The organism is Curtobacterium sp. MCBA15_009 (genome assembly GCF_001864895.1).
Classification (GTDB): Bacteria; Actinomycetota; Actinomycetes; order Actinomycetales; family Microbacteriaceae; genus Curtobacterium.
The window spans coordinates 838-27,693 of record NZ_MJGO01000007.1 but is presented as its reverse complement, the minus strand read 5'-3'; the positions used below and the strand labels follow the sequence as shown (position 1 = coordinate 27,693).

Genomic DNA, 26,856 nt, shown 5'->3' with positions numbered 1-26,856 from the left:
GGGGCGATCGACGAGAGCGTCCCGATCCACCGTCGCACTGACGCAGCAACCGGGAGACCGTCACACGTGTTCTTGAAGACCTTCGGCTGGTCCCTCGTGATCACCGTCCTCGCCCTCGCCACGGCCCTGATCTACGGCAGCTGGAGCGCGGTGGCCATCACGCTGATCCTCGGCGTGCTCGAGATCAGCCTCAGCTTCGACAACGCGGTCGTGAACGCCCGCATCCTCGAGCGGATGAGCCCGTTCTGGCAGAAGATGTTCCTGACGGTCGGCATCATCATCGCCGTCTTCGGCATGCGCGTGCTGTTCCCGCTGCTCATCGTCGGCGTCACGGCGCAGCTCAACCCGGTCGAGGCCGTGCAGCTCGCCCTCGAGAAGGGCCCGATCGACGAGCCGGGCACCTACGCCTACCTGCTGCACGAGGCCCACCCGCAGATCGCCGCGTTCGGTGGGATGTTCCTGCTCATGATCTTCCTCGACTTCATGTTCGAGGAACGCGACATCCTCTGGCTCCGCTGGCTCGAGCGGCCGCTGCTCTTCATCGGCAAGCTGCCGATGGTGAACGTCGTCGTCGCCCTCGCGCTCCTCGCGCTGTTCGGTGCGACCTCCGGCGACCACCAGGCCGTCGTCCTCGTCGCGGGCATCGCCGGCCTCATCACGTACTTCCTGGTCACCGGTCTCGGCGGGCTCTTCGACGTCGGCGACCCCGACGACGACGGCAACTCGTTCGAGAACACCGGCGAGATGGTCGCCGAGGCGAACCGCATCGGCAAGCAGCGTCGTCTCGGCCACGTCGCCGGACGCGCCGCGTTCCTGCTGTTCCTCTACCTCGAGGTGATCGACGCGTCGTTCTCCTTCGACGGCGTCATCGGAGCCTTCGCCATCACGGCGGACCCGATCATCATCGCGCTCGGCCTCGGCCTCATCGGCGCGATGTTCGTCCGGTCGCTCACCGTCTTCCTCGTGCGGCAGGGCACGCTCGACGAGTTCGAGTACCTCGACCACGGTGCCCACTGGGCCATCGGCGCCCTCGCCGTGATCCTGCTCGTCACCATCACGACCGAGATCAACGAGGTCGTCACCGGCCTGATCGGCGTGGTCTTCATCCTCGCCGCGTTCTTCTCCTCGGTGGTGCGCAACCGTCGCAAGGCCGCGCACGCGCCCGTCGAGGACACCGCCGTCGCGACGCACTGAGCGTCGCACCGCCCCACACCGCGTCCGCCCCCGGACGTGGACCGACACCACGAAAGGTCACCCCATGGGACTCAGCCTGCAGAAGGGTCAGTCGCTCTCCCTGACGAAGAGCGACGGCAGCGCACTGACGCGCGTCCGACTCGGCCTCGGATGGGACGCCGTCGCCGTCAGGCGCGGGCTCTTCGGGGGCCGCAAGGCCGCCGACGTCGACCTCGACGCCTCGGCGATCTTCTTCGACGCCCAGGGCACCGCGGTCGACTACGTCTGGTTCAACCAGCTCCGCAGCAAGGACGGCTCCGCGCAGCACACCGGTGACAACCTCACCGGTGACGGCGCCGGCGACGACGAGACCATCCGCGTCGACCTGAGCGCCGTGCACCAGAGCGTCGCGCAGATCGTCTTCGTGATCAGCAGCTACAGCCGGCAGACCTTCGACACCGTCGAGAACGCGTTCTGCCGACTCGTCGACGACTCCACGGCCGGCTCCCCCGAGGTCGCCCGCTACCAGCTGACCGACTCCGGCCCGCACACCGCCATGGTGATGGCCAAGGTGTCGCGATCCGGCGGGGGCTGGAGCTTCAGCGCCATCGGCGACCGTGCGAACGGCCGGACCGTGCAGGACCTCGTCGCCCCCGCCTCCGCGGCGCTCTGAGCGGAAGGACCCGCACCAGATGGCTTCCCTCTCGCTCTCCAAGGGCACGAACCTCTCCCTCAGCAAGACCGACCCGGGCCTGCGCCGTGCGATGATCGGCCTCGGCTGGGACCCCCGCACGACCGCGGGCGAGCAGTTCGATCTCGACGCCTCGGCGCTCCTCGTCGCGGCGAACGGCAAGGTCCGGTCGAACGACGACTTCATCTTCTACAACCAGCTGCAGTCCGTCGACGGCGCCGTCGTCCACCAGGGCGACAACCGCACCGGTGAGGGCGACGGCGACGACGAGCAGATCCTCATCGACCTCGACGCCGTCGCGCCCGACGTCGAGCGCGTCGTCATCGTCGTGACCATCGACCAAGCCGAGCTGCGTCGGCAGAACTTCGGCCAGGTCCGCGGCGCGTTCTGCCGCGTCGTGAACGACGAGACCGGCAACGAGGTCGTCCGGTACGACCTCACCGAGGACGCCGCGTCCGAGACCGGGATGATCTTCTCGGAGATCTACCGGTACGACGGTGAGTGGAAGTTCCGCGCGGTGGGCCAGGGCTACGCCACCGGCCTGCGCGGCGTGGCCACCGACTACGGCGTCGTCCTCGACTGACGCCACCCCCGAACGAACGGAAGGCACGACCATGGCAGGACTCACCCTCGCGAAGGGCAACAACCTCTCGCTCACCAAGACGAGCCCCGGATTGACCGTCGCGACCGTCGGCCTCGGCTGGGACCCGCGCACCACCGCCGGTGAGCAGTTCGACCTCGACGCCTCGGCGCTGCTCGTCGGCGCCTCGGGCAAGGTCCGCTCCGACGCGGACTTCATCTTCTACAACCAGCCGCGCAGCGCCGACGGCTCGGTGGAGCACCAGGGCGACAACCGGACCGGCGAGGGCGACGGCGACGACGAGCGCATCGCCATCGACCTGCAGGCCGTGCCCGCCGACGTCGAGCGCGTCGTCATCGTGGTCTCGATCGACCAGGGCGAGGCGCGACGGCAGAACTTCGGCCAGGTCCGCAGCGCGTACTCGCGCGTGCTCGACCAGGACGGCACCGAGATCGTGCGCTACGACCTGTCGGAGGACGCCGCTCCCGAGACCGCGATGATCTTCTCGGAGCTCTACCGCAACGGCGCCGAGTGGAAGTTCCGCGCCGTCGGCCAGGGCTACACGACCGGCCTCGCCGGCATCGCGACGGACTTCGGCGTCCAGCTCGGCTGACCCCGCCGCACCCACCACACCCGCACCGACAGCAACCAGGAGCAGACCGATGCCCGGACCCCTCGCCCCGCCGGAGCCCGCCGACAACGCCGAGGACGCCCTCGTCCTCAAGCCGGCGGACGCCCCGGAGACCGTCACGCCGGACGACGCGCCGGGCATGGTCCCGGTCGACCCGGGTCGGCAGTCGCAGATCGCCGCACAGGCGCGCGACTTCGTGGACGAGGTCGCCGCGCTCGACCCCCGCTCCCCCGAGTTCGGCGACAAGGTCGACGGCATCACGTCGATCGCCGGTGGCGAGATCGCCCGCTCCGGCGGCTTCTCGTCGCGCATGCTCGACCGCTCGCAGTCCTCGGTCGCGGGTGCCCGCCGCACCGGTGACAACGCGCAGGTGCGCGTGGCCTCGACCCTGGGCGACCTCCGCTCCACGGTCGAGGACCTCACGCCGAACCAGGCCGACCTCAGCACCGGCCGGAAGATCCTCGGCATGATCCCGGGCGGGAACAAGCTGGCGAAGTACTTCCAGAAGTACGAGTCGGCGCAGACCCAGCTCGACGCGATCATCAAGTCGCTCATGGCCGGGCAGGACGAGCTCCGCAAGGACAACGCCTCGCTCGCCGACGAGAAGGTCCAGCTGTGGGAGACCATGCAGCAGCTGAGCGAGTACGCCGTCTTCGCGAAGGCCCTCGACGCGGCCGCGGTGCAGAAGATCGACACGCTGCGGAACAGCGGCCGTGTCGACGAGGCGCAGAAGCTCGAGTCGGACGTGCTCTTCCCGGTCCGCCAGCGGCACCAGGACATCCTGACCCAGCTCGCGGTGTCGGTGCAGGGCTACCTCGCGATGGACCTCATCCGCAAGAACAACACCGAGCTCATCAAGGGCGTCGAGCGGGCCCGGACCACGACCATCGCCGCGCTGCGCACCGCGGTGATCGTCGCGCAGGCCCTGGCGAACCAGAAGATGGTGCTCGACCAGATCGACGCGGTGAACAACACCACGAACGCGATGATCCTGCAGACGAGCGAGATGCTGCGCGACCAGACGACGCGGATCCACCAGCAGGCGACGAACTCCGGCGTCAGCGTGGAGACGCTGCAGAAGGCGTTCGACAACGTGTTCCAGACGATGGACGCGATCGACACCTTCCGGTCCGAGGCCGCGAAGAACATGTCCTCGACCGTCGCGGCGCTCGAGTCCGGCATCGAACGCTCGAAGCCCTACCTCGAGCGTTCCCTGCAGTCCGACGACTCCAACCGTCCGACCCGATGACCGAGGCGGTCACGGGCCGTGCGTGACCGGCTCCGCGGGCTCTTCGGCCGCGGTGACGACCCACGTCCGCCCGAGCCGGAGTCCGCGTCGTCGGTGGCCGCTGCCGCGGCGGCGCGCATCGACGTGCGCGGTTCCGGGGGCGCCACCGACGACGCCGCGACGGCCGCGGGCCTCGACGACCTGCGCACGGTCGTCCGTGCCGCCGGCGCCGACCTCCCGACCGTGATCTCGTCGCGCGTCCGGCACGTCGAGGACCAGCTGCGCCAGGTGTCCCGCACCGTCGTCGCCCAGGGTGCGTCGACCGAGCAGCGGTACCTGTTCCAGGCGATCGTGGGCGACTACGTCCCGACGCCGGTGCGCACCTACCGCTCCCTCCCGCCGGAGGACCGCACGCCCGACAGCGCCACCACCCGGTCGCTGGCGGCCCAACTCGACGTCGTCGCGGAGACGGTGGAGGACATGCACGAACAGATCAGGAGCGGCGCCATCGCCGAGCTCTCCGCGCACGGCCGCTTCCTGCAGGGGCGTCTCGGCGAGGGCGACCCCGGCCTGCGACTCCCGGGAGCGGGCTCGTGACCGGGGAGCTCGTGCCCGGCGCGAACGCCGCGCTCACCGCCGAGAACCCCGACCTGACCGCCGTGGTCGTCGGGATCGCGTGGGAGCAGATCCCGAGCCGCGGCCCGTCCGCCGAGCTCGTGCCCCTGGCGATCGTCTGCGGCACCGACGGCCGCGTGCTCTCCGACGACGACCTGGTGTTCTTCAACCAGATCGACGACGCCTCGGCCGCGGTGCGCTACGTGGACGAGTCCGACCAGGAGGAGATCGACGTCGACCTCCGCTCCGTGCCGGAGGCCGTCGACAAGATCGTCTTCGCGGTGTACCTCGACCCGGACCCGCGGTCCCCGAAGGACCTCGGGTCGATCCGCTCGATGGCGATCCGCGTGTGCGCGCCGGACGGCCGTGAGCTCGTGCGCTTCGCACTGCCCTCCGAGCGGAACCACACGATCGACGCCGTCATCCTCGGCGAGCTGTACCGGCACCGCGCCGAGTGGAAGTTCCGTGCCGTCGGGCAGGGCTACACCACGGGCCTCACCGGCCTCCGTGCCGACCACGGCATCGGCCGCGCGCGATGACCGCACGGCACCCGTACCTGCGACGACGCACGCGTCCGGCGCAGGACCATCCGTCGAGCGCAGGCGCCGGAGCGGTCGCCGACGACCCGCGTCCGAGCACGGACCCGGGCACGAGCACCGGCGCGGGCGCGGGCACGGCTGCCCCGGTCGCCCGCGGTGCCGGGCTGAGCCTCGGGTTCGACCGACCGCCGGCAGCACCGCCCGCGGCACCGGCCGCGGCACCGGCCGCCACCCCGCCCGCCTCGCGGACCGCGCCCGCGCCCGCCGACGAGACGCGCGCGCCGGACCGCACCGCGGCGGCGCAGGGGACCGTCTCGGAACGCGTGCTCGAACGCCGACGTGCCCGCGCCTCCCGGGTCCGCCCCTTCCCGGCACCCGATCCGGCCGACGTCAGGATGCTCGGTCCGGACACCCCGGTCGTGCGCGTCGACCGCCGGCGTTCGGCGGTGGGGGCGCTCCGTGTGTCCGGCGCGACCAGCGTGGCGTGGGAGACCGTCGACGGGATCGTCGGCGCCACGACGTCGGACGGCCGTGCTGCCGGGCGCGACGTGCAGACGCCGGGCAACCGGCCCCTGGTCGGCTTCCACGACGGCGACGTCGTCGTCGCGCTCCGGCACGTCCGTTCGCTCCGCCGCGCCCTCGTGATGGCACGCGGCGACGACCGGGCCGTCGTGAGCCTGCACGACGGCACGGTGCTGGCGGTGGACGCCGGCGACCCCGAGACCATGACGATCACCGCGCTGTCGGTGCTCGACGGCGAACTGGAACTGCGGGCAGAACCCTTCCCGCGGGCGTCGCACGACGGCGACGTGTTCGCCGCGTTCGGGTTCGTCCTCTCCGCCCCGAACCCGAGAGGCTGACCGATGCGGCACTTCGCGAACCTGGACGACCACGGCGCGCTGTTCCTGCGCGAACCGGAGGACGTCGGACGCGACAGCGATCCGGCCCTGCGTGCCGTCGCGCTCGGCGCGACCCTGTACGTCCCGGGCATCCGGCCGGACCTGGTGCGCGACGTGCACCGGCAGACGGCGCTCGGTGCCGGGTCCCTGGTGCTCTGCCTCGAGGACTCCGTCGCCGACGACGACCTCCCGCTCGCCGAGCAGCAGGTCGAGCAGGCGCTCCGACTGCTCGCCACCGAGGACGACCCGGCGGTGCTGCCGCAGCTCTTCCTGCGCGTCCGCAGCCCCGAGCACCTCGAGCGCCTCGTCGAGCGGTTCGGTGACCGCCCGCTCGACGCGCTGAGCGGCATCGTGCTGCCGAAGTTCGAGGCGACCGACGGCGCCGGGGAACGGTACTTCTCCGTCCTCGACCGGGTGAACGCCACGCGGAGCGGCGGCCGACGGCTGCTCGTCATGCCGATCCTCGAGTCGCCGTCGATCATGCACCGCGAGACCCGGGCGACGACGCTCGCCGGCATCCACGAGCTGCTCGCCGCCCGACGGGCCGACGTGCTGGCGGTGCGCATCGGCGCGACCGACCTGTCGAGCGTCTTCGGGCTCCGGCGCCCGTCCGACCTCACCGTGCACGACGTGCACGTCCTCGCCTCCGTCATCGGCGACGTCGTCAACACACTCGGCCGCGCGAACGACGGGTTCGTCGTCGCGGGGCCCGTGTGGGAGCACTACCCCTCGTCGGACCGCGTGTTCAAGACCCAGCTCCGCACCACCCCGTTCCAGGAGGCCGGCGACCTGGCACTGCGCCGCCAGCTGCTGCTCGAGGGCTTCGACGGCCTGCTCCGCGAGGTGGCGCTCGACCGCGCGAACGGCCTCACCGGCAAGACGGTCATCCACCCGCGTCACGTGCCGCTCGTGCACGCGATGTCGGTGGTGACCGACGAGGAGTACTCGGACGCCTCCGACGTGCTCGCCCGGGAGTCGGGCGGGGTCGCCCCCTCGCGCTACGGCAACAAGATGAACGAGATGAAGCCGCACCACGCCTGGGCCGAGCGCACGATGCTGCGTGCCCGTGCGTTCGGCGTGTCCACCCCCGACGTGACCTACGTCGACCTGCTCGAGCGGAGCCTCCCGTGAACGTGCCCCTGCCGTCCCCCGCCGACCTGGGCCTGGCCGTCGTCGACGCCGACGGGCAGCAGGGCCCGACGGTGCCGCTCGGCGACCTCGTGCGCCTGGCGCTGCGCCGCAACCCGAAGCGAGCGCACCTGCTCGTCTCGACGGTGCTCGCCAAGCACGTGCCGACCGTGCCGGCGGTCGCGCTGCTCGCCGGCGAGGCCCTCGGCACCCTCGTGGCCGACCTGCTCGACGCCCCCGCACGTCCACGCTTCGACGACGCCGTCGTCGCACGGCTCGACGCGGTGCTCCGCGACCAGCGAGCGATCACCGAGCGCACCGATGCCGACGTCGACGTGGATGCCGACCTCGACGTGGACGTCGACCGCTCGTCCGGGCTGCACCGCGCGGCCACGACGCTCCGCACCGACCTCGCCGCGCACCGGACCGACCACCCGGACGTGCTCGTCCTCGGCTTCGCCGAGACCGCCACCGCCCTCGGTGCGCTCGTCGCCGAGACCCTCGGGTCCGCGTACCTGCACTCCACCCGGCACGACCCGCCCGGCTCCGTGCCGGCCGCGGGGTTCTCCGAGGAGCACTCCCACGCCACCGCGCACCGGCTGCTGCCGGCGGACGCCGACTGGCTGCCCCGGGACGGCACGGTCGTGCTCGTCGACGACGAGCTGAGCACCGGCCGCACCGCCCGCGAGACCATCCGCGCCCTGCACGCCGTCGCGCCGCAGCGCCACTGGGTCATCGCGAGCCTCGTCGACCTGCGGTCCGCGGCGGACACCGCTGCGACCGCGGCTCTCGCCGACGAGCTCGGCGCCCGCGTCGACGTCGTCGCCCTCGGCCGGGGTCGGGTCGACCTGCCGGCGGACGTCCTGGACACCGCCGCGGCGCTCGTGGCCTCGGGCGCGAGCCGGCCGACGGACGGTGCCCGCACCGGGTCCGCGCCCGGGCTCCCGGAGCCGTCCCCGGTCCGCGTCGCCGCCCCGGCCACCACCGTGGACCGCCACGGCACCCCCGCGGCACGGGTCCGACAGCCGCGCACCGACGTCGAGGGCATCGCGGCCGACGTGCTCGCCCGGCTCGACCCGACCGCCAGGCGGGTGCTCGTGCTCGGCACCGAGGAGCACATGCACACGCCGCTCACGGTCGCCGACGCCCTCCGCCGGCAGAGCGGACGCGACGTCCGGTCCTCGACGACGACCCGCTCCCCCGTCGCGATCCTCGACGACCCGTCGTGGCCCATCCGCTCCGGCGTCCGGCACCGTTCCCACGACCGCACCGTCGACGGTCCGGGCGAGCGCTACGCCTACAACGTCCGCGGGTTCGACGCGATCGTCGTCCTGCCGGAGCCCGGCACGGACACCGCCGCACTCGAGGGCGACGACGGCCTGCTCGCCGCCCTCGGCGCGGTCGCCCCCCAGGTCGTCGTGGTCGACAGCCCGCTCGCCGGGACCACGGCGCACACCCCACCGCGACCGCTCACCGGGCCATCGTTCGGGTCCTACGAGCCCGACGACGTCACCTGGCTGCTGCAGGACCTGGCGGACGCCGAGCTCGAGGCCGACACCGCGTCGCGGGAGCGCGCGATCCAGCTCGAGGGCGCGAACTACGCGGAGTCGCTCCCGGTCGAGTACGTGCCGTCCGACGCCTACGAGGAGCTCTACCGCGACGCGCTCGACCGCTCGGCGGAACGCATCGCCGAGGCGGTCGGGGTCGTCACCGAACTGGTGCTCCGGGACCGCCCTCGAGCCGTCCTCGTCTCGCTCGCCCGCGCCGGCACCCCGGTCGGTGTCCTCATGCGCCGCTGGGCCCTCGAGCACCACGACGTCCTGCTGCCGCACTACACGGCGAGCATCGTCCGCGGGGTGGGCATCGACGAGACGGCCCTGCGCTGGCTCGCCGCCCACCACGACCCCGAGCAGGTCGTGTTCGTCGACGGCTGGACGGGCAAGGGCGCCATCACCCGGGAGCTCACCGACGCACTCGACCGCTTCGCGGCGACGGACGGGGTCCGGTTCCGCAGCGACCTCGCCGTCCTCGCCGACCCGGCCGGCTGCACCCCGCTGCACGGCACCCGCGAGGACTACCTCGTGCCGTCCGCCTGCCTCAACTCCACCGTGTCCGGGCTCGTGTCCCGCACGGTGTTCAACCGCCGCTGGACGCCGGAGGGCACCCTGCACGGCGCGAAGCAGTACCGGGACCTCGCCGACCGCGACCGGTCCCGCTCCTACATCGCGACGATCGCCGAGCGCTTCCCCGACGTGACCGCCCGCGTGCAGGAGACGATCGACCGCGAACCGCCGACCGGCACCGCCCCGGAGCGCGCCGTCGACTGGCGGGGCATGCGCACCGTCGAGGCCGTCGGCGCGGAGTTCGGCATCGAGGACCTGCACCTCGTCAAGCCCGGCGTCGGCGAGACGACCCGCGTGCTGCTCCGCCGTGTGCCGTGGCAGGTGCTCGTCCGCGACCCGGACGACCCGGACGTCGCGCACGTCGTCGCCCTGTCACGGGAGCGCGGCGTCCCGGTGGTCGCACGCCCGGACCTGGCGTACAGCTGCGTCGGGCTCATCCATCCCCTGGGGAGCCGTGTCGCGGAGACCGGCCACACCGCGACCGCCGACAGCACCGCGGCGGCCCGCGCATGACCGCGCTCGTCGGCTTCGACCTCGACCGCACCATCGTCTACTCGGCCGCCGCGCTGCTGCTCGACGGCCCGGACCACGAGGCCCCGCCGCTCGTCGTGGCCGAGGTGTACGACGGCGCTCCGCTGTCGTTCATGACCCGGCAGGCCGAGGGCGCCCTCGCCGAGCTCGCCGCCCGGGCGACCGTCGTCCCGGTGACGACCCGCACCGTCGCGCAGTACCGCCGGATCCGGCTGCCGCTGCCGGCCGGCGGCTGGGCGGTCACCACGAACGGTGCCGTCGTGCTGCACGACGGCGTCCCCGACGAGGACTGGACGACGTCCCTGCGCGCCGAGATCGACGCGACGTCGGCCCCGCTCGCCGAGGCCGAGCGCGGGCTGCTCGCCGCGGTGCCCCCGGCGGCGTTGCTCCGGCACCACCGTGCCGAGGAACTCTTCGCGTACGCGGTGGTCGAGCGTCGTGCGCTGCCCGACAACGCGCTCGCGGAGCTGACCGCCGCGATGACCGCGATCGGGTGGACCGTCTCGCTGCAGGGCCGGAAGCTCTACGTCGTGCCGACCGCCGTGCGCAAGGAGCGTGCCCTCGCCGCCGTCGCCGAGCGCATCGGCGCCACTCGGACCGTCGCGGCCGGCGACTCTCTGCTCGACCAGGCGATGCTCGTGTGGGCGGACGTCGCGATCCGGCCGGCGCACGGCGAGCTCGACGCCGCCGGGTGGACCGCGCCGGGCCTCGTCGTCACGGACGCCCGCGGGGTCCTGGCCGGCCAGGAGATCATCGACCGGGCTCGCGCGGCCGTCGACGCCGCCTGACGGAGCAGCGGGGGCGCGGGTTCCGGCACAAGGACCCGCGCCCGCACAGCTCACGAGTCCGGTCTCCGCCGCGCCCCGCACACGCAGAACGGGCGGCCCTCCCGCAGGAGGACCGCCCGTTCCGGCGTACCGGGGCTGCTTACTTGGAGAAGCCCTTGAAGCGCTGGTTGAACTTCTCGACGCGACCGGCCGAGTCGAGGATGCGCTGCTTGCCCGTGTAGAACGGGTGCGAAGCGGACGAGATCTCGACGTCGATCACCGGGTAGGTGGCACCGTCGAGCTCGATCGTCTTGTCGCTGTTCGCGGTGGAACGCGTCAGGAAGGTCTCACCGGAGGCCAGGTCGCGGAAGACGATGGCGCGGTACTCGGGGTGGGTGTCGGTCTTCATGGGGATTCCTCTGTAGCGGTCGTGAGCAATTGCGCGAACTGCGCGGGAAGTCATCGGCTTGCGCCAGCCGTCCACGTTACCAGAGAGACGGCCGGATCGGGAGCGCTACGCCGCGCGCGCCGTCCAGCGATCCGCGTCCTTCGTGACGGTCAGCGCGATGCCGAACGCCTCGGTTAGGGTCGCGTCGGTCAGGACGTCGTCGATCGGGCCGGCCGCCTGCACGTGGCCGTCGGCCAGGACGAGCGCGTGCGTGAAGCCGGCGGGGATCTCCTCGACGTGGTGGGTGACGATCACGATCGCCGGCGAGTCCGAGCTCTGGGCGTAGCCGCCGAGGGTCCGGACGAGGCTCTCGCGGGCACCGAGGTCGAGCGATGCGGCGGGCTCGTCGAGGAACAGGATCTCCGGGTCCGTCATCACCGCGCGGGCGATCTGGACACGCTTCTGCTCGCCGTCGCTCAGCTCACCGAAGGTGCGGTCGGTGAAGGCGCCGAGGCCCCACTCGTCGAGCACGCGCTGGGCGCGACGGACGTCGAGCTCCTCGTACTCCTCGTTCCAGCGCCCCGTCACCGAGTACGCCGCGGTGAGCACGACGTCGATGACCTTCTCGGTCACCGGGATGCGGCGGGCGAGCGCGGTCGACGCGAAGCCGATGCGGGGCCGGAGCTCGAACAGGTCGGCCCCGCCGAGCTCGGTGCCGAGCACCTCGACGTCGCCCGAGGTCGGGAACGTCTGCGCCCCGGCGACCTGCAGCAGCGTGGTCTTGCCGGCGCCGTTCGCGCCGAGCACGACCCAGCGTTCGTCGTCCTGCACCTCCCACGAGATCGTGGCGAGGATGGTGGCCCCGTTGCGGACCACGGAGACGTCTGACAAGCGCACGACCGAGGGCATGCGACCAGCCTACGGGGTCCGGGCCAGCACCTCGTCGTAGACCTGCCGTGTCCTGGTGGCGATCGCGTCCCAGGTGAATTCGGTCTCGACGCGCAGGCGTCCGGCGCGGCCCATCAGCTTCGCCAGGCCCTCGTCGGCGAGCACCTCGGTGAGGGTCGCCGCCAGGTCCGCCACGAAGCGTTCGGGGTCGGTCGGGGTGCCCGTGCCGTCCTGGACCTGGTCGATCGGGACGATCCGGCCGGTCAGTCCGTCGGCCACGACCTCGGGGATGCCCCCGGTGCCGGTGCCGACGACGGGGATCCCGCAGGCCATCGCCTCGAGGTTGACGATGCCGAGCGGCTCGTACACCGACGGGCAGACGAACACGGTGCCGGAGGACAGCACGTTCACGATCTCGCGGTGCTCGAGCATCCGGTCGATCCAGACGACGCCCTCGCGCTGCTCCCGGAGGCCCTCGACGAGGCCGGTGACCTCGGCCATGATCTCCGGGGTGTCCGGCGCGCCGGCGCACAGGACGATCTGCACCTCGGCGGGCAGGGACGCCACGGCGCGGAGCAGGTAGGGCAGCCCCTTCTGGCGGGTGATGCGCCCGACGAAGACGACGCTGGGCCGCGAGGGGTCGATGCCGAGGGCACGCACGGCGTCCTCGTCGACGGTCGGCTTCCACTCGTCGATGTCGATGCCGTTGTAGACAACGTGCACCTTGGCGGGGTCGATGGACGGGTAGGACCGCAGGATGTCCGCGCGCATCGCCTTGGACACGGCGATGACGCCGTCGGCCTGCTCGAACGCCTCGCGCTCCATCCAGCTCGACAGGCGGTAGCCGCCGCCGAGCTGCTCGGCCTTCCACGGACGCAGCGGCTCGAGGCTGTGGGCGGTGACGACGTGCGGGATGCCGTGCGTCAACTGCGCGATCCGGCCCGCGGCGTTTGCGTACCAGGTGTGCGAGTGCACGAGGTCGGCGCCCTCGACGTCGGCCGCGATGGCGACGTCGGTGCCGAGTGCCTGCAGCGCACCGTTGGCCTGCTCGAGGCCGGCGGGGGTCCGGTAGGCCCAGACGTCGGCCTCGTCCCGGAACGCCCCGAAGGCGCGGACGCGCACCTCGGTGTCGGTCCCGGACCGCAGCGCCGAGGTCAGTTCGGCAACGTGGACACCTGCTCCGCCGTAGACCTCCGGCGGATACTCCCTGGTCAGTAGATCGACTCGCACCGGTTCAACGTAACGGGTTCCCAGTGCTGACGCCTACTGTGAGCGTCATGGCACCAAAGAAGGTATTCGGCATCGTGCTCGCCGGAGGCGAGGGGAAGCGGCTCATGCCGCTCACGGCCGACCGCGCGAAACCCGCTGTCCCGTTCGGCGGGAACTTCCGGCTCATCGACTTCGCGCTCTCGAACCTGGTGAACTCCGGTCTGCAGAAGATCGTCGTCCTCACCCAGTACAAGTCCCACAGTCTCGACCGGCACGTCGCCGAGACCTGGCGCATGGAGGGCCTGCTCGGCTCGTACGTCGCCTCGGTCCCCGCGCAGCAGCGCCTCGGCAAGCGCTGGTTCGCCGGCTCGGCCGACGCGATCCTGCAGTCGCTCAACCTGCTGCGCGACGAGCGTCCCGACATCGTGGTGGTCGTCGGCGCCGACCACGTGTACCGGATGGACTTCGACCAGATGGTCCAGGCGCACATCGAGTCCGGCCGCAGTGCCACGGTCGCCGCGATCCGCCAGCCCATCGGCCTCGCCGACCAGTTCGGCGTCATCCAGGTCGACCCGGACGACCCGACGAAGATCGACGCGTTCCTCGAGAAGCCGAAGGACGCGGTCGGCCTGGCCGACTCCCCCGGCGAGGTCCTCGCGTCGATGGGCAACTACGTGTTCAACGCCGACGCCCTCGTCGACGCCGTCCTGCGCGACGGCCAGGTCGAGTCCTCGGCCCACGACATGGGCGGCGACATCGTCCCGGACTTCGTGGCCCGCGGCGACGCCGGCGTGTACGACCTGCAGCGCAACGACGTCCCCGGCTCCACCGACCGCGACAAGTACTACTGGCGCGACGTGGGGACGATCGACTCGTTCTTCGACGCCCACATGGACCTCATCGCGCCGGTGCCGGTCTTCAACCTGTACAACCAGGACTGGCCGATCTTCAACCAGCAGACGAACCTGCCCCCGGCGAAGTTCGTCCGCGACGCGAACGGCAACACCGGCTCCACGGTCGACTCGCTCGTGTCGCTCGGTTGCCTGGTTTCGGGGGCACAGGTCGAGCGCAGCATGATCGGCCCCTGGTGCGGCATCGACTCTGGTGCGAAGGTGCTCGACTCGATCGTCTTCGAGCGTGCCACCATCGGCGCAGGGGCGGTCGTGCACCGCGCCATCCTCGACAAGGACGTCGTCCTCGCACCCGGCGCCCAGGTGGGCGTCGACCGTGAGGCCGACGAGGCGCGCGGCTTCACCGTGACCGAGTCGGGGATCACCGTGGTGGGCAAGGGCGTCCGCGTCGAGGCGTAGCGTCGGCCGCCCGCATCAGCGGGTCCACCAGGACCGGACAGGAGGCACGGCTCGCGTCACACGACGCAGCCGTGCCTCCTGCTGTCGGTACCGTTGGTGCGTGCCCCGCTTCCTCGTCGTCCTCGATGCCGATTCCACTCTCCTCGAGGACGAGGTCATCGAACTCCTCGCCGACAGCGCCGGGACCCGGCCACAGGTGGCGGCGATCACGGAGCGCGCCATGCGCGGGGAGCTCGACTTCGCCGAGAGCCTCCGGGAGCGTGTCGCGACCCTGGCGGGCCTCCCGACCGACGTGTTCCGACGCGCACAGCAGGCGGTCCGCGTGACGCGGGGCGCCGACCAGCTCGTCCGCGGCGTGCACGCCGCGGGCGGGACCGTCGGGGTGGTGTCCGGCGGCTTCCACGAGGTCCTCGACCCGTTCGCCGAGCGGCTCGCGCTCGACCACTGCCGCGCGAACCGGCTCGGGGTCGCCGACGGCGTGCTCACCGGGCGCGTCCTCGGCGAGGTCGTCGACGCGCGCGCCAAGGCCGACGCCCTGCGGGAGTGGGCCGCGGCCGACCGGGTCGACGACGTCCGCACCGTCGCGGTCGGCGACGGGGCGAACGACCTCGAGATGATGCGGGTCGCCGCGCTCTCGGTGGCGTTCGACGCGAAGCCGCGCGTCCGCGAGCAGGCCGACGTCGCCGTGGTCGACCGCGACCTGTCGACGGTGCTCGCGACGCTCGGCCTGCGCGGCTGAGGCGTCCGGGGGGCTAGTGGCCCATCCCAAGGCCGCCGTCGACGGGGATGATCGCACCGGAGACGTAGGCGGCGCCGTCGCTCGCCAGGAACAGCGTCGCGTCGGCGACGTCGTCGACGGTGCCGTAGCGCGCGGCGGGGATCTGCTTCTTGAACTCGGCCTGCAGCTCGGCGGGGAGCGCCGCCGTCATGTCGGTCTGGATGAACCCCGGCGCGACGACGTTCGCCGTGATGCCGCGGGAGCCGAGCTCGCGCGTGATCGACCGCGCCATGCCGACGAGCGCCGCCTTCGACGAGGCGTAGTTGACCTGCCCGACCTGCCCGTAGGCGCCGACGACGCTCGACATGAGCACGATGCGGCCGAACTTCGCCTTCATCATGCCCTTCGTCGCGCGCTTCACGACGCGGAAGGTGCCGGTGAGGTTCGTGTCGACGACGCTCGTGAAGTCCTCCTCGGACATGCGGAGCAGCAGCTGGTCGTTCGTGACGCCGGCGTTCGCGACGAGGACCTCGATCGGTCCGAGCTCGGCCTCGACCTGCGTGAAGGCCGCGTCGACCGAGGCCGTGTCGGTGATGTCGGCCTGCACGGTGAGCGCGCCCTCGGGACCGCCCTGGCCGCTGCGCGACGTCACGGCGACGCGGTGCCCGGCGGCGACGAACCGCGCTGCGAGCGCGTGGCCGATGCCGCGGTTGCCGCCGGTGATGAGGACGGTACGGGGGGTGGTCATGAGCGCTCCGTTCGGTGGTGGTCTGCCGGCGGGTCGGACCGGATCACCGGCGGACACGCCCGGACGAGCGTACCGGAGGCACCGCGGCCGTCCCGCCTGCGCACGACGCGCCGTCCGGCGTGCGCGCGCCGTGACCACGCACGGCCTCGCGGGCTTAGGCTGGAGACCTGGTAGACGGAGACCATCTGTATGAAGAGCACGCACACGAGCATCACGACGCTCCCGGATTCGCCGGAGCAGGACCGGGCGCACCGCCTGTCCCGCTACATCTGGCAGATGGCCGTCAGGGTCGTCCTGTTCATCGTCGCCGTGCTGGTCTGGACGACCTGGCACTCGTGGTTCGCGGTCATCCCGATCGTCCTCGCGGCCGTGATCCCCTGGGTCGCCGTCGTCATCGCGAACGCGGGCAGCCGCACCGAGAGCGACATGGTCTCGCCCGCCGGCTCGATCGTGCTCTACGACGCGGTCGACCCGCGCCTGCGTGAACAGCAGGAGGACGCCCGCGCCCAGGCCTACCGCGACGAGCAGGACCGTCTGCGCGAGCAGGCCCAGAACGCGCAGGACGAGTGGCAGCGCAACGGCGACCGCACGAAGATGTGGGGTCACCGCTGATGGGCGCGACCTTCGACCTGCACACCGAGCCCGGTTCGACGCCGGTGTGCTCGCGGGCCGGCTGCACATCGACCGCCGCGTGGCGCGTCAACTGGCGCAACCCGCGCATCCACTCCGCCGACCGCGTGAAGATCTGGGCGGCGTGCGACGAGCACCGTGACTTCCTGGCCGACTACCTGCGGTCCCGCTCCTTCCCGGTGCGCGTCACCGGCATGCACGAGGACGTCGACCACCTCGACGACGAACGCGACCCGGCGTCGGCGCCCAAGAACGACGTCGGGGTGCGCTCCACCGGCACCTCGCGATGACGGAGCCGTTCGACCCGCACTCCCGCTACGGCCGCAAGCACGCCGCCCGGCTGCAGCAGGCCACGGCACAGGTCCGGCGCGACGACGAGTCCTCCCGCGACCCGGACGAGCCGTTCGTCGGCTGGCGCTTCGTCCGCAGCCGCCGCTGGCTCGGCTACTTCGCGATCGCCGTGGCCTTCGCGATCGTGTGCGCACTGTTCGGCATGTGGCAGTGGGACCGCCGGAACGAGGCCGTCCGCCAGAACGAGCAGGTCGCGCAGAACTACGACCACACCCCCGTCCCGCTCGACCAGGCGCTGCCGACGGCGTCGAGCTGGCAGGACGAGCAGGAGTGGCTCCGCGTCGCCGTCACCGGTCGCTACGACACCGACGCCCAGCTCCTCGTCCGCAACCGCGTGCACAACGGACAGCCCGGGTTCGAGGTCCTCACCCCGCTCGTCACCGCGGAGGGCCGCGCCTTCATCGTGGACCGCGGCTGGGTCCCGACCGGCAACGCGCAGGACGCCCCCGACCACGTGCCCGCTCCCCCGTCGGGCGAGGTCACCGCGATCGTCCGTCTGCAGGAGAGCGAGCCCCGCATCCCCGGCCGCACCGACCCGGCGCACACCGACCAGGTGCAGTCGGTGACCCTCGGCGACGTCGCGAAGAAGGTCGACACCCCGATCTGGACCGGCGCCTACGGCCAGCTCGCGTCGGAGTCCCCCGCCCCCGCCGAGGCACGTCCCCTCGGCTGGGAACGCCCGAACGCCGACACCGGCCTGCACCTGAGCTACTTCATCCAGTGGTTCCTGTTCGCGGCCGGGGGCTTCGGCTTCCTGGCGTACGTGATGGTGCAGGAGTACCGCAACCTCAACCAGGACGACCCCGAGGAACGCGAGCGCGCCCTCGAGCGGCAGCGCCGCAAGGACGCCAAGCCGAAGACCGACGCCGAGATCGAGGACGAGCTGCTCGCGTCGCGCCGCTGATCCGCGCGTGGGGTGTAGTTCCGCGCGTCGGAGGTCGTTCCGCGCGTAGGAGGCACTTTCGCGCGTAGGAGGCCGAACGTTCCGCCCAACTATGCGCGATTCACCTTCCCATGCCGCGCGCGATGGGAACTTCCGCGCGTGAGAAGACTTCCCGCCGCAGGGCGCTGCAGATGCGCGCGTGGCTGGCAGTTCCGCGCGTAGGAGGCCGAACCTTCCGCCCCACGACGCGCACTTCACCTTCCCATGCGGCGCGCGATGGGAACTCTCGCGCATGGTGAGCCTCGTCGCCCTCGGTGAACAGCTCTGCGCGTGGTGAGCAGTTCCGCGCGTAGGAGGCTCGACGTTCCGCCCACCGACGCGCGGTTCGTCTTCCCATGCCGAGCGCGATGGGACGTGACCTTCCGCCGACGACAACAACTCCCACTGCAGGACCAGCACAGCTAGGCCCCACGCCCCATCCCACGCAGACCGCGCACCGCACACACCACCGAGAGCCGACGTTCCACCCCACCACGCGCGGATCGACTCCCCGCCCGGACGTCGTCAGGTGCGCACACGACGGACGGGAGGCCCGCGGCGATCTCGCCACGGGCCTCCCGTCCGTCAAGCCGGTCCCACCAGACCAACGCGCCTAGGCGAGCTCGATGAGCTCCGCGTAGTCCTTGTTCCAGTGGTCCTCGGTGCCGTCCGGCAGGAGCAGCACGCGCTCGGGGTTGAGCGCCTCGACCGCGCCGGCGTCGTGGGACACCAGGACGACCGCGCCCTCGAAGCCGGCGAGGGCGTTGAGGATCTCCTCGCGCGACGCCGGGTCCAGGTTGTTCGTCGGCTCGTCGAGCAGCAGGACGTTCGCGCCCGAAACCACGATCATCGCGAGCGACAGTCGGGTCTTCTCGCCGCCGGAGAGGACACCGGCCTTCTTGTAGCCGTCGTCGCCGGTGAACAGGAATGACCCGAGCACGCGACGGGCCTCGGTCTCGTTGAGGTCGGTCGACGCCGACACCATGTTCTCGATCACGGTGCGGTTGACGTCGATGTTCTCGTGCTCCTGCGCGTAGTAGCCGATGCGCAGGCCGTGGCCGGGCTGGATCTCGCCGGTGTCGGGCAGGTCAGCGCCCGCCAGGATCCGCAGCAGCGTCGTCTTGCCCGCGCCGTTGAAGCCGAGGATCACGACGCGCGAGCCGCGGTCGATCGCCAGGTCGACGCCCGCGAAGATCTCGAGCGACCCGTAGGACTTCGACAGCCCCTCGGCCATGAGCGGCGTTCGGCCGCACGGGGCGGGCGTCGGGAAGCGGATCTTCGCGACACGGTCGGCGACGCGCTCGTCCTCGAGGCCGGCGAGCAGCTTGTCGGCGCGCGCGACCATCTGGTGCGCTGCGGCTGCCTTCGACGCCTTGGCGCCGAAGCGGGCGGCCTGGTCCTTGAGCGTGGCGGCCTTCTTCTCGGCGCCCGCGCGCTCCTTGCGGCGGCGCTCCTCGTCGGCGACGCGCTGCCGCTGGTAGAGCTTCCAGCCCATGTTGTAGATGTCGATGGTCTGCCGGTTCGCGTCGAGGTAGAACACGCGGTTGACGACCTCGTCCACGAGTTCGACGTCGTGGGAGATGATGATGACGCCGCCGGGGTAGGTCTTCAGGTGCTCGCGCAGCCAGACGACCGAGTCGGCGTCGAGGTGGTTGGTCGGCTCGTCGAGGATCATCGTCTCGGCGTCCGAGAACAGGATCCGGGCGAGCTCGATGCGTCGACGCTGGCCACCGGACAGGGTCTTCAGCTGCTGGTCGAGGATGCGGTCCGGCAGCTTGAGGTTCGAGGCGATCGACGCGGCCTCGGCCTCGGCCGCGTAGCCGCCGAGCGCGTTGAACTGGTCGTCGAGACGGCTGTAGCGGCGCATCGCCTTCTCGGCCACGGCCGCGTCGTCGCTCGCCATGTCGAGCGTCGCGAGGCGGATGCCCTCGACGAGCTCACCGAGCCCGCGAGCATCGAGGATGCGCTTGCGGGCGGTCTCCTCCGGGTCGCCGGAGCGCGGGTCCTGCGGCAGGTAGCCGATCTCGCCACCGCGCTCGATCTTGCCGTCCGTGGGCTGGGTCTCCCCGGCCAGGGCCTTGGTCATCGTCGTCTTCCCCGCGCCGTTGCGGCCGACGAGTCCGATCTTGTCGCCCTTCTCGACACGGAAGGAGACGTCCTCCATGAGGAGACGAGCTCCGACGCGGATCTCGAGTTCGTGCACGGCAAGCACAGTGGACGTCCAATCAGTTGGTGGTTTTGCACAACGACGTGTGCGGGAGGTGCACCGCTACGCTGACGGGACCGATGGTCCCGAACGGGACCAGCAGTCCATTCTAGGAGAATCCATGACGAACGCCACCGGGTTCGCTCCCCGCGCAGTCCTCGCCGACCGTCTCCGGTCGCACGGCCTGGCCACGAACGCCGCCCTGGTCGCCGGCGGAGCGCTCTTCACCGCCGCGATGGCACAGCTCGAGGTCCCGATGTGGCCGGTCCCGATCACCGGGCAGACGCTCGCCGTCGTGCTCGTCGGCGCGACGCTCGGCGCACGCCGCGGCATGCTCTCGCTGCTCGTCTACGCAGTCGCCGGACTCGCAGGCGCCCCGTTCTTCGCCGACATGCAGGGCGGCCTGCAGGCACTCGCCCTGCCGAGCTTCGGGTACGTCATCGGCTTCATCCCGGCCGCCGGGCTCGTCGGCTGGCTCGCGCGCCGCGACTGGGACCGTCACGTCGGTCGCGCAGCGGTCGCGATGCTGCTCGCCAGCGCCGTCCCGTTCGTGACCGGCCTCCCCTGGCTCGCCGTGGCGCTCGGCCAGCTCGGCGCCCCGAACGACGTCCAGTCGGTGCTCGCCGCCGGCCTGTACCCGTTCGTCGTCGGTGGCATCGCCAAGGCCCTCATCGCCGCCGGCGTCCTGCCGCTCGCGTGGAAGGCGCTCGGGCGCCGCTGAGCGTGCCGACGACGGCCCCGCACCGGTTCGGTGCGGGGCCGTTCTGCGCACGGGCGCCGAGGTCGCAGGACACGCCGCGAGCAGTTCGCCGAGGTCGCACGAAGTGCCGCCGGATCGCGTCGCGAGCGACAGATTGCGCGACCTCGGCGGCGCGCCCAGCGCGCAGCGCGCGTACGGCCGGGTGCCGAGGTCGCAAGAACCGCCGCCGGCGGTTCGCCGAGGTCGCACGAAGTGCCGCCAGATCGCGTCGCGAGCGACAGATTGCGCGACCTCGGCGGCGCGCCCCGCGCGTGACGCACCGACGAACGGACGGGAGGCGCGGTGCCAGCTGGCACCGCGCCTCCCGTCCGTCGGTGGGTCGCGACTAGATCGCGAACCCGAGGGCGCGCATCATCTCGCGCCCGTCGTCGGTGATCCGCTCCGGACCCCACGGCGGCATCCAGACCCAGTTGATGCGGAACGCGTCCACGATGCCGTCGAGGGCGTTCGCGGTGTCGCCCTCGATGACGTCGGTCAGCGGGCAGCCGGCGCTCGTGAGCGTCATGCTGATGACGAGCGCGTTCGCGTCGTCGTCCCAGGCGAGGTCGTAGATGAGCCCGAGGTCGACGATGTTGACGCCGAGCTCCGGGTCCTGGACCTCCTTGAGGCCCTCGACGACCTCGTCGAACTTCTCGGGTGCCAGTGCGGCGATCATCAGGCCTGCACCTCGGCGGCCGCGGCCTGCACGTAGCGGTCGTAGCCCTCGTTCTCGAGGCGCTCGGCGAGCTCCGGGCCGCCCTGCTCCGCGACCTTGCCGGCGACGAAGACGTGCACGAAGTCCGGCTTGATGTAGCGGAGGATGCGCGTGTAGTGCGTGATGAGCAGCACGCCGAGGCCGGTGGCGGCCTTGGCGCGGTTGACGCCCTCGGACACGATCTTCAGCGCGTCGACGTCCAGGCCGGAGTCGGTCTCGTCGAGGACGGCGAACTTCGGCTTGAGGAGCTCGAGCTGCATGATCTCGTGGCGCTTCTTCTCGCCGCCGGAGAAGCCCTCGTTGACGTTGCGCTCGGCGAACGACGAGTCCATCTTGAGGTCGGCCATCGACTGGCGGAGCTCCTTGATCCAGCCGCGCAGGGCCGGGGCCTCGCCGTCGATCGCCGTCTTGGCGGTGCGGAGGAAGTTCGACACCGTCACGCCGGGGATCTCGACCGGGTACTGCATGGCGAGGAACATGCCCGCACGGGCACGCTCGTCGACGCTCATCGCGAGGACGTCCTGGCCGTCGAGCGTGATCGAGCCGCCGACCACGTTGTAGCGGGGGTGCCCGGCGATCGTGTACGCGAGGGTCGACTTGCCGGAGCCGTTCGGCCCCATGATCGCGTGGATCTCGCCCTCGTTGATGGTGAGGTCGACACCCTTGAGGATGTCCTTCGTGCCCTGATCGGTGTCGATCGAGACCTTGAGGTCACGGATTTCCAGAGTGGACATTGCGTTCCTTCGGTTGCAGCTGTGGTGCGGCGTCAGCCGCGGGAAGTGTGGGGGCTCAGTCGACCGGGACGACGTCCTGGACGTCGACGTAGACGTCGCCGTCGCGGACCTCGACCCGGAAGACCGGGACCGGCTCGTAGGCCGGGAAGTTCTGCGGCTTGCCGGTGGTCAGTGAGAAGCGGGACCCGTGGGCCCAGCACTCGAGCGAGTCGCCCTCGACGAACCCCTCGGCGAGCGAAATGTCGCCGTGCGTGCAGGTGTCGCCGATCGCGTGGACTGTGCCGGCGGAGTCCTTCACGATGGCGACGGCCGTACCGCCGACGACGACCCGCATCGGGCTGTCCACCGCGATGTCGGCTTCGGCGCAGACCTTCTCGGCCATCAGGCGGTCGCCTCGGTGTTCTCGGACGCAGCGTCGGTGGGCTCAGCGGGTGCCGCGATGACCGAACGGCCCTCCGCCAGCTCCTGCTCGACGGCGGCGATGAGACGTTCCTCGAGCTCGGGCGCGCCGATCTTCTGGATGATCTCGACCAGGAAGCCGAGCACGACGAGGCGACGGGCCTCTTCCTCCGGGATCCCGCGGGCCTGCAGGTAGAACAGCTGCTCGTCGTCGAAGCGCCCGGTCGCGCTCGCGTGGCCGGCGCCCTCGATGTTGCCCGTCTCGATCTCGAGGTTCGGGATGCTGTCGGCGCGGGTGCCGTCCGTCAGCACGAGGTTGCGGTTCTGCTCGTACGAGTCGGTGCCGTCGCCGGCGCGCCCGATCAGGACGTCGCCGATCCAGACGGTGTGCGCCCCCTGGCCCTGCAGCGCGCCCTTGTAGTTGACCCGACCGCGCGTGTTCGGCGCGTCGTGGTTCACGTAGACCTGCTGCTCGATGTACTGACCCGCGTCGGCGAAGTAGACGCCGTACATCTCGGTGTCGGCGCCCTGGGCACCGAGGTGCGTCGAGGGGTTGACCCGGACGACGTCGCCGCCGAGCGAGACCACGACGTGCTTGAGGAAGGCGTCGCGGCCGACCTCGGCGAAGTGGGTCGCGACGTGCACCGCGTCGTCGTCCCAGTCCTGCACGCTGACGACCGTCAGCCGCGCGCCGTCCTGCACGACGATCTCGACGTTCTCGGTGAGGAGCGCGGAACCCCGGTTGTCGAGGACGACGATGCCCTGCGCGTGCGGCTCGGCGGTGATCACCGTGTGCGCCGCGCGGGGCTGGGAACCGAAGTCCGAACGGGTCAGCGTGATGAACTCGTTCGCGTCGGTGGCCGTGATCGTGACCGCGAGCACCGCGTCCCGCGCGGACCAGGCCGCCGCGGCGGCGCGGTCCTCGGGGAGCCCGGCGGAACCGACGCGGGGGTCGTCGCTGCGACCCCAGTCCACGTCGGCACCGTCGGACTGGCGCGCGAGGTACGGGTAGGCGGACCCGTCGAGTCCGCCGTCGAGCAGCGGCTGGAGCTTCGCGAGCGGCGCGAACTTCCAGTTCACCTCGCGCCCGGTGACCGCCGGGAACGCGTCGAGGTCACCGGACTGGAACCGCTCGGAGCGGGTCTGGACCGGGACGGTCTTGTCGGGGGCGTCCCAGCCGCCGTCGGAGTGGGCTCCGGCGCCGTGCTGGGTCCCGCCCTGGGCGGGGGCCGCGGGCTCGATCGGCTGGTCGATGTGGGGAGGGGTGGTGCTGGACATCTAGCCGACGGATCCTTCCATGCTCATCTCGATGAGCTTGTTGAGTTCGAGTGCGTACTCCATCGGGAGCTCACGGGCGATCGGCTCGATGAAGCCGCGCACGATCATCGCCATCGCCTCGTCCTCGGGCATGCCGCGGGACATCAGGTAGAAGAGCTGCTCCTCGCTGACCCGCGAGACCGTGGCCTCGTGACCGAGCTGCACGTCGTCGACCCGGATGTCGATCGCCGGGTAGGTGTCGCTCCGGCTGATCGTGTCCACCAGCAGCGCGTCACAGCGCACGGTGTTCGCCGAGTGGTGTGCGCTGGCGTCGACGCGGACCTCGCCGCGGTACCCGGCACGACCGCCACCGCGGGCGATCGACTTCGAGACGATCGACGACGTCGTGTACGGCGCCATGTGGACCATCTTCGCGCCGGCGTCCTGGTGCTGGCCCGGGCCGGCGAAGGCGACCGACAGGGTCTCGCCCTTGGCGTGCTCGCCGGCGAGGTAGATCGACGGGTACTTCATCGTCACCTTGGAGCCGATGTTGCCGTCGATCCACTCCATCGTCGCGCCCTCGTGCGCGATCGCACGCTTGGTGACGAGGTTGTAGACGTTGTTCGACCAGTTCTGGATCGTCGTGTACCGCACGCGGGCGTTCTTCTTCACGATGATCTCGACGACGGCCGAGTGCAGCGAGTCCGACTTGTAGATCGGGGCGGTGCAGCCCTCGATGTAGTGGACGTACGAGTCCTCGTCCGCGATGATCAGCGTCCGCTCGAACTGGCCCATGTTCTCGGTGTTGATCCGGAAGTAGGCCTGCAGCGGGATCTCGACGTGCACGCCCTTCGGGACGTAGACGAACGAGCCACCGGACCAGACGGCCGTGTTCAGCGCGGCGAACTTGTTGTCGCCGGCCGGGATCACGGTGCCGAAGTACTCCTCGAACAGCTCGGGGTGCTCGCGGAGCGCCGTGTCGGTGTCCATGAAGATGACGCCCTGCTGCTCCAGGTCCTCGCGGATCTGGTGGTAGACGACCTCGGACTCGTACTGCGCGGCGACACCGGCGACGAGGCGCTGGCGCTCCGCCTCGGGGATGCCGAGCTTCTCGTAGGTCTCACGGATGTCGGCGGGCAGGTCCTCCCACGACTGCGCCTGCTTCTCCGTGGAGCGCACGAAGTACTTGATGTTGTCGAAGTCGATGCCGGTCAGGTCGGCACCCCACGTCGGCATCGGCTTGCGGCCGAAGAGCGACAACCCCTTGAGGCGGTTCTTCAGCATCCACTCGGGCTCGCCCTTGAGGTTCGAGATGTCGGTGACGACCTCGTCCGAGACACCGCGACGGGCGGAGGCGCCGGCCGAGTCGGAGTCGGACCAGCCGAACTCGTATTGGCCGAGCCCTTCGAGCTCGGGACGGTCGATGAGCACGTCGGACATGGTCTCCTCGTTTCCTTCTCGCGGACAGCGTTCTCGGGTGTGAACCCGTGGCGTCTGGACGCCATTCCACCGCAGACCGCCGACAGGCGGACACGGTGCTGCTCCCTCGCAACGACAATGGTTCCACGCAGTCCGTGGAGTGATCGGCGAACTCGGCTCATTCGGAGCCGGCGCCTGCCTAGACTTGACTGCTGCTGAACCCTCGAATCCTACAGGTTCACTGCACGGAACAACAGGAAGGCACCACCCTCGTGACACGCGTCGGAACCCCCGTCGAGCAGGACGTCCGCTCCGAGCCGTGGTGGTCGCTCCCCCGCGTGGTCGACGCTCGCGTGGTCGCGCTCGCATGGGCGTCGTTCGTCGTCGAGGTCCTGCTGATCGGCACCGGCGGCCTCGTGCGGCTCACCGCGTCCGGTCTCGGCTGCCCGACCTGGCCGAAGTGCACCGCGGAGTCGCTCGTGTCCACGCCCGAGATGGGCATCCACGGGGTCATCGAGTTCGGCAACCGCCTGCTCACGTTCGTGCTCGTCGTCGTCGCCGTCGCGATGTTCCTGGCGGTCGTCCGGATGCTCCGCACCCGGCCCGAGCTGTTCTGGCTCGCGTTCGCCCAGGGCGTCGCGATCCCGGTGCAGGCCGTCATCGGCGGGCTGAGCGTCCTCACGAGCCTGAACCCGTTCGTGGTCGGCCTGCACTTCGTGGTCTCGGCCGCCCTCACCGCCGTCACCGCGGCCCTCGTCTACCGCACCGTGCACGGTCCCCGCACCGCCGACCGGCTCGTGCCCGCCTGGTACACCGGCGTCGTCCGCGCCACCGTCGCCGCGGTCGTCGTCACCGTGCTCGTCGGCATCCTCACCACCGGCAGCGGCCCGCACGCCGGCGCCGACGAGAAGGTCGACGGCGGACGCCTGCACCGCACCGGCTTCGACCCCGCGGTCATGGAGCACGTGCACGCCTGGCCGGCCTACGCCCTCTTCGCCCTCACCCTCGTGCTCGTCGTCGGCGCGGTGCGCCTGCGGCTGTCGAGCAAGTGGGCGCTCCTGCTGCTCGTCGTCGAGTTCCTGCAGATCGCGGTCGGCCTGACGCAGGCCCGGACGGGGCTGCCGGCCGGCCTCGTCGGCACGCACATGGTGCTCGCCGGGCTGCTCGTCGGCGCGACCACCGCCGTCGTGCTCTCGACCCGGGGCAGTGCCGGCCGCCTCGCCCTGCGGGAACCGCTCGACGCCTGACGCCCGGGCGCGTCGCGCCCTCGGCACCGTTCCGCGACACCCCACGAGTCGATCGACTCGTGGGGTGTCGC

At 71.3% G+C, this 26,856-nt stretch carries 28 protein-coding genes; 18 read left to right on the top strand and 10 right to left on the bottom strand.

The features are described from left to right. Positions 1-66 precede the first annotated feature (66 nt). From BIU97_RS02890 to BIU97_RS02840, 11 genes are all read left to right on the top strand, one after another. The gene (locus BIU97_RS02890) at positions 67-1,194 is read left to right on the top strand and encodes a DUF475 domain-containing protein (protein ID WP_071297031.1); all 1,128 of its coding nucleotides are present in this window, start codon (positions 67-69) and stop codon (positions 1,192-1,194) included. A 64-nt stretch (positions 1,195-1,258) separates the two neighbouring features. After that, positions 1,259-1,846: a TerD family protein gene (locus BIU97_RS02885; protein WP_071255543.1), complete on the top strand. Its 588-nt coding sequence runs from the start codon at positions 1,259-1,261 to the stop codon at positions 1,844-1,846. 19 nt (positions 1,847-1,865) lie between these two features. Further along, a complete protein-coding gene (locus tag BIU97_RS02880; protein WP_071255545.1) occupies positions 1,866-2,447 on the top strand; it encodes a TerD family protein in 582 nt (193 codons plus the stop codon). A 31-nt stretch (positions 2,448-2,478) separates the two neighbouring features. Next, positions 2,479-3,057: a TerD family protein gene (locus BIU97_RS02875; RefSeq protein WP_071255549.1), complete on the top strand. Its 579-nt coding sequence runs from the start codon at positions 2,479-2,481 to the stop codon at positions 3,055-3,057. Between the two features lie 49 nt (positions 3,058-3,106). After that, positions 3,107-4,324, top strand: a complete 1,218-nt coding sequence (locus tag BIU97_RS02870; RefSeq protein WP_071297030.1) for a toxic anion resistance protein — start codon at positions 3,107-3,109, stop codon at positions 4,322-4,324. 18 nt (positions 4,325-4,342) lie between these two features. Then, positions 4,343-4,900 carry a hypothetical protein gene (locus BIU97_RS02865; protein ID WP_071297029.1) on the top strand — a complete coding sequence of 186 codons (558 nt, stop codon included), beginning with the start codon at positions 4,343-4,345 and terminating at the stop codon, positions 4,898-4,900. Next, positions 4,897-5,457: a TerD family protein gene (locus tag BIU97_RS02860; protein ID WP_071297028.1), complete on the top strand. Its 561-nt coding sequence runs from the start codon at positions 4,897-4,899 to the stop codon at positions 5,455-5,457. The genes BIU97_RS02865 and BIU97_RS02860 overlap by 4 nt, the downstream gene beginning before the upstream one ends. Next, positions 5,454-6,317 carry a hypothetical protein gene (locus tag BIU97_RS02855; RefSeq protein ID WP_071297027.1) on the top strand — a complete coding sequence of 288 codons (864 nt, stop codon included), beginning with the start codon at positions 5,454-5,456 and terminating at the stop codon, positions 6,315-6,317. The genes BIU97_RS02860 and BIU97_RS02855 overlap by 4 nt, the downstream gene beginning before the upstream one ends. Positions 6,318-6,320: 3 nt before the next feature. Next, positions 6,321-7,487: an HpcH/HpaI aldolase/citrate lyase family protein gene (locus BIU97_RS02850; protein ID WP_071297026.1), complete on the top strand. Its 1,167-nt coding sequence runs from the start codon at positions 6,321-6,323 to the stop codon at positions 7,485-7,487. Beyond that, the gene (locus BIU97_RS02845) at positions 7,484-10,120 is read left to right on the top strand and encodes a phosphoribosyltransferase domain-containing protein (RefSeq protein ID WP_071297025.1); all 2,637 of its coding nucleotides are present in this window, start codon (positions 7,484-7,486) and stop codon (positions 10,118-10,120) included. Before BIU97_RS02850 ends, BIU97_RS02845 begins: the two co-directional genes overlap by 4 nt. Then, positions 10,117-10,926, top strand: a complete 810-nt coding sequence (locus tag BIU97_RS02840) for an HAD family hydrolase (protein ID WP_071255570.1) — start codon at positions 10,117-10,119, stop codon at positions 10,924-10,926. Before BIU97_RS02845 ends, BIU97_RS02840 begins: the two co-directional genes overlap by 4 nt. A gap of 139 nt (positions 10,927-11,065) precedes the next feature. On the opposite strand, the gene BIU97_RS02835 is transcribed toward BIU97_RS02840, so the two are convergent. From BIU97_RS02835 to glgA, 3 genes are all read right to left on the bottom strand, one after another. After that, on the bottom strand, positions 11,066-11,314 hold the full coding sequence (locus tag BIU97_RS02835; RefSeq protein ID WP_017887280.1) for a type B 50S ribosomal protein L31: 249 nt from the start codon (positions 11,312-11,314) through the stop codon (positions 11,066-11,068). A 105-nt stretch (positions 11,315-11,419) separates the two neighbouring features. Beyond that, positions 11,420-12,202 (bottom strand): ABC transporter ATP-binding protein, encoded by a 783-nt coding sequence (locus BIU97_RS02830; RefSeq protein WP_071297024.1) that lies wholly within the window; start codon positions 12,200-12,202, stop codon positions 11,420-11,422. 9 nt (positions 12,203-12,211) lie between these two features. Then, on the bottom strand, positions 12,212-13,411 hold the full coding sequence (glgA, locus tag BIU97_RS02825; RefSeq protein ID WP_071297023.1) for a glycogen synthase: 1,200 nt from the start codon (positions 13,409-13,411) through the stop codon (positions 12,212-12,214). Positions 13,412-13,458: 47 nt separating this feature from the next. On the opposite strand from glgA, the gene BIU97_RS02820 reads away from it, so the two are divergent. After that, positions 13,459-14,700 carry a glucose-1-phosphate adenylyltransferase gene (locus BIU97_RS02820; protein ID WP_071255584.1) on the top strand — a complete coding sequence of 414 codons (1,242 nt, stop codon included), beginning with the start codon at positions 13,459-13,461 and terminating at the stop codon, positions 14,698-14,700. A 100-nt stretch (positions 14,701-14,800) separates the two neighbouring features. Further along, on the top strand, positions 14,801-15,439 hold the full coding sequence (serB, locus tag BIU97_RS02815; protein WP_071297022.1) for a phosphoserine phosphatase SerB: 639 nt from the start codon (positions 14,801-14,803) through the stop codon (positions 15,437-15,439). A 13-nt stretch (positions 15,440-15,452) separates the two neighbouring features. Here serB and fabG read toward each other — a convergent pair whose 3' ends face one another. Beyond that, the gene (gene fabG, locus BIU97_RS02810) at positions 15,453-16,166 is read right to left on the bottom strand and encodes a 3-oxoacyl-ACP reductase FabG (RefSeq protein WP_071297021.1); all 714 of its coding nucleotides are present in this window, start codon (positions 16,164-16,166) and stop codon (positions 15,453-15,455) included. A 189-nt stretch (positions 16,167-16,355) separates the two neighbouring features. Between fabG and BIU97_RS02805 the strand changes: the two genes are divergently transcribed. Genes BIU97_RS02805 through BIU97_RS02795 form a run of 3 tightly spaced genes read left to right on the top strand, consistent with a single transcriptional unit; the run spans position 16,356 to position 18,051 of the window. Then, positions 16,356-16,778, top strand: coding sequence for a DUF3099 domain-containing protein (locus BIU97_RS02805; RefSeq protein ID WP_071297020.1), 423 nt, complete (start codon positions 16,356-16,358; stop codon positions 16,776-16,778). Continuing rightward, entirely contained in the window at positions 16,778-17,086 is a 309-nt protein-coding gene (locus tag BIU97_RS02800) for a hypothetical protein (RefSeq protein ID WP_083420798.1), read from the top strand. Before BIU97_RS02805 ends, BIU97_RS02800 begins: the two co-directional genes overlap by 1 nt. Next, positions 17,083-18,051, top strand: coding sequence for an SURF1 family cytochrome oxidase biogenesis protein (locus BIU97_RS02795; RefSeq protein WP_083420797.1), 969 nt, complete (start codon positions 17,083-17,085; stop codon positions 18,049-18,051). Before BIU97_RS02800 ends, BIU97_RS02795 begins: the two co-directional genes overlap by 4 nt. A 631-nt stretch (positions 18,052-18,682) precedes the next feature. Here BIU97_RS02795 and BIU97_RS02790 read toward each other — a convergent pair. Further along, positions 18,683-20,281, bottom strand: coding sequence for an ABC-F family ATP-binding cassette domain-containing protein (locus BIU97_RS02790; protein WP_071255601.1), 1,599 nt, complete (start codon positions 20,279-20,281; stop codon positions 18,683-18,685). A gap of 115 nt (positions 20,282-20,396) precedes the next feature. Between BIU97_RS02790 and BIU97_RS02785 the strand changes: the two genes are divergently transcribed. Next, positions 20,397-20,996, top strand: coding sequence for a biotin transporter BioY (locus BIU97_RS02785; protein WP_071255604.1), 600 nt, complete (start codon positions 20,397-20,399; stop codon positions 20,994-20,996). A 364-nt stretch (positions 20,997-21,360) separates the two neighbouring features. Here BIU97_RS02785 and BIU97_RS02780 read toward each other — a convergent pair whose 3' ends face one another. Genes BIU97_RS02780 through sufB form a run of 5 tightly spaced genes read right to left on the bottom strand, consistent with a single transcriptional unit; the run spans position 21,361 to position 25,559 of the window. Next, a complete protein-coding gene (locus tag BIU97_RS02780) occupies positions 21,361-21,690 on the bottom strand; it encodes a metal-sulfur cluster assembly factor (RefSeq protein WP_071255608.1) in 330 nt (109 codons plus the stop codon). Continuing rightward, positions 21,690-22,463, bottom strand: coding sequence for a Fe-S cluster assembly ATPase SufC (sufC, locus tag BIU97_RS02775; protein WP_071255612.1), 774 nt, complete (start codon positions 22,461-22,463; stop codon positions 21,690-21,692). Before sufC ends, BIU97_RS02780 begins: the two co-directional genes overlap by 1 nt. A gap of 55 nt (positions 22,464-22,518) precedes the next feature. Further along, positions 22,519-22,845: a non-heme iron oxygenase ferredoxin subunit gene (locus BIU97_RS02770; protein WP_083404622.1), complete on the bottom strand. Its 327-nt coding sequence runs from the start codon at positions 22,843-22,845 to the stop codon at positions 22,519-22,521. Beyond that, on the bottom strand, positions 22,845-24,140 hold the full coding sequence (gene sufD, locus BIU97_RS02765; protein WP_071255625.1) for a Fe-S cluster assembly protein SufD: 1,296 nt from the start codon (positions 24,138-24,140) through the stop codon (positions 22,845-22,847). Before sufD ends, BIU97_RS02770 begins: the two co-directional genes overlap by 1 nt. Next, complete coding sequence (gene sufB, locus BIU97_RS02760) at positions 24,141-25,559, bottom strand: Fe-S cluster assembly protein SufB (RefSeq protein ID WP_071255626.1); 1,419 nt, start codon at positions 25,557-25,559, stop codon at positions 24,141-24,143. A gap of 251 nt (positions 25,560-25,810) precedes the next feature. Between sufB and BIU97_RS02755 the strand changes: the two genes are divergently transcribed. Beyond that, positions 25,811-26,785, top strand: a complete 975-nt coding sequence (locus BIU97_RS02755; protein WP_071255631.1) for a COX15/CtaA family protein — start codon at positions 25,811-25,813, stop codon at positions 26,783-26,785. The last annotated feature ends 71 nt before the right edge of the window (positions 26,786-26,856 follow it).

What these genes read in the sequence shown, in the direction of transcription:
- BIU97_RS02885 (WP_071255543.1), top strand. Translation starts at nt 1,259, where the DNA reads ATGGGACTCAGCCTGCAGAAGGGTCAGTCGCTCTCCCTGACGAAGAGC.
- BIU97_RS02880 (WP_071255545.1), top strand. Translation starts at nt 1,866, where the DNA reads ATGGCTTCCCTCTCGCTCTCCAAGGGCACGAACCTCTCCCTCAGCAAG.
- BIU97_RS02875 (WP_071255549.1), top strand. Translation starts at nt 2,479, where the DNA reads ATGGCAGGACTCACCCTCGCGAAGGGCAACAACCTCTCGCTCACCAAG.
- BIU97_RS02870 (WP_071297030.1), top strand. Translation starts at nt 3,107, where the DNA reads ATGCCCGGACCCCTCGCCCCGCCGGAGCCCGCCGACAACGCCGAGGAC.
- BIU97_RS02855 (WP_071297027.1), top strand. Translation starts at nt 5,454, where the DNA reads ATGACCGCACGGCACCCGTACCTGCGACGACGCACGCGTCCGGCGCAG.
- BIU97_RS02850 (WP_071297026.1), top strand. Translation starts at nt 6,321, where the DNA reads ATGCGGCACTTCGCGAACCTGGACGACCACGGCGCGCTGTTCCTGCGC.
- BIU97_RS02840 (WP_071255570.1), top strand. Translation starts at nt 10,117, where the DNA reads ATGACCGCGCTCGTCGGCTTCGACCTCGACCGCACCATCGTCTACTCG.
- BIU97_RS02835 (WP_017887280.1), bottom strand. Translation starts at nt 11,314, where the DNA reads ATGAAGACCGACACCCACCCCGAGTACCGCGCCATCGTCTTCCGCGAC.
- BIU97_RS02830 (WP_071297024.1), bottom strand. Translation starts at nt 12,202, where the DNA reads ATGCCCTCGGTCGTGCGCTTGTCAGACGTCTCCGTGGTCCGCAACGGG.
- BIU97_RS02820 (WP_071255584.1), top strand. Translation starts at nt 13,459, where the DNA reads ATGGCACCAAAGAAGGTATTCGGCATCGTGCTCGCCGGAGGCGAGGGG.
- fabG (WP_071297021.1), bottom strand. Translation starts at nt 16,166, where the DNA reads ATGACCACCCCCCGTACCGTCCTCATCACCGGCGGCAACCGCGGCATC.
- BIU97_RS02805 (WP_071297020.1), top strand. Translation starts at nt 16,356, where the DNA reads ATGAAGAGCACGCACACGAGCATCACGACGCTCCCGGATTCGCCGGAG.
- BIU97_RS02800 (WP_083420798.1), top strand. Translation starts at nt 16,778, where the DNA reads ATGGGCGCGACCTTCGACCTGCACACCGAGCCCGGTTCGACGCCGGTG.
- BIU97_RS02795 (WP_083420797.1), top strand. Translation starts at nt 17,083, where the DNA reads ATGACGGAGCCGTTCGACCCGCACTCCCGCTACGGCCGCAAGCACGCC.
- BIU97_RS02785 (WP_071255604.1), top strand. Translation starts at nt 20,397, where the DNA reads ATGACGAACGCCACCGGGTTCGCTCCCCGCGCAGTCCTCGCCGACCGT.
- BIU97_RS02780 (WP_071255608.1), bottom strand. Translation starts at nt 21,690, where the DNA reads ATGATCGCCGCACTGGCACCCGAGAAGTTCGACGAGGTCGTCGAGGGC.
- sufC (WP_071255612.1), bottom strand. Translation starts at nt 22,463, where the DNA reads ATGTCCACTCTGGAAATCCGTGACCTCAAGGTCTCGATCGACACCGAT.
- BIU97_RS02770 (WP_083404622.1), bottom strand. Translation starts at nt 22,845, where the DNA reads ATGGCCGAGAAGGTCTGCGCCGAAGCCGACATCGCGGTGGACAGCCCG.
- sufD (WP_071255625.1), bottom strand. Translation starts at nt 24,140, where the DNA reads ATGTCCAGCACCACCCCTCCCCACATCGACCAGCCGATCGAGCCCGCG.
- sufB (WP_071255626.1), bottom strand. Translation starts at nt 25,559, where the DNA reads ATGTCCGACGTGCTCATCGACCGTCCCGAGCTCGAAGGGCTCGGCCAA.